General features: G+C 25.3%; 1 protein-coding gene. It reads left to right on the top strand.

Translation table 11 applies throughout. From position 1 onward, the window contains the following. A partial coding sequence (locus FYJ43_RS12115) for a hypothetical protein (RefSeq protein WP_229771772.1) occupies positions 1-696 on the top strand: 696 nt, incomplete at its 5' end. Between the last annotated feature and the right edge of the window lie 397 nt (positions 697-1093).

Genomic DNA, 1093 nt, shown 5'->3' with positions numbered 1-1093 from the left:
GAGAAAGAAAAAAGGTTATTATTAAGAAAATTAGACAGACAAAGACGGGCTAATAACCCTAATAAATACAATGAAGATGGAACTATCAAACGAGAAAATAAAGATAGATCGGTTAAGTCTAACAAATATATAAAAACTCAAAATGAATTAAGGGAATTACAAAGAAAACAAGCTGATATAAGAAAACAAAATCATGAGGAATTAGCAAATTATATATTGGGATTAGGAAATAAAATATATGTTGAGGATATGAATTATAAAGGTCTTCAATCTAAAGCAAAAGAAACTACTATTAATAAAAAAACAGGCAAATATAATAAAAAGAAACGATTTGGCAAATCACTAGCAAATAAAGCTCCCAGTATGTTTTTAACTATATTAGATAATAAATTAAAATTTAATGGAGAAGAATTATATAAAATAGATACATGGTCGGTAAAAGCAAGTCAATATAATCATATAGAGGATAAATATATTAAGAAGGATTTAAATGAAAGATGGAATGATTTTGGAGATTATAAAATACAAAGAGATTTATATAGTTCATTTTTAATTATGAATGTCAAAAATAATTTAAAAGAAATAGATAGGGGTTTATGTTTTAAAACATTTGATAATTTTAAAACACTTCACGATAAAGAGATAGAAAGAATTAAACATAGTAATGATAAAACTATAAGTAGTATGGGAATATAAAACAAATAATAGGTTTTGAAACGAGCCTTATGCTATCGTTAAAGTGGTTCATTAGAACGTGCTTTGATAGTGAAAGTCTTAGGGAAAATAGATAGTTTTAATGCGTTGTAACTATATTTAATATAGTGAGAGTATTAAAGAAATCTATATAGTACCTAAGAACCCCATCGGCTTTAGCCGTGGGAGTTTCAGTTGGAATAGGTATTATAAGTTCTAGTTTTATATTGCCAATTTTCATTGATAAAATAAAATCTAAAGTTTTAATAGGTGTTATGGGATTTTTTATAACATGGAAAATAAATCCACTAACACTGAGGAAAATCTAAAGTTTTCAACAGATTTAATTAAAAAAGATTCAGATAAAGATAATCCTGAAGTATTATTTTTTACTACAAAC

The sequence above is a fragment of the Cutibacterium porci genome, from assembly GCF_009696315.1.
In the GTDB taxonomy this organism is placed as follows: Bacteria; Actinomycetota; Actinomycetes; order Propionibacteriales; family Propionibacteriaceae; genus Cutibacterium; species Cutibacterium porci.
This window is presented reverse-complemented; position numbering and strand designations above follow the sequence as displayed.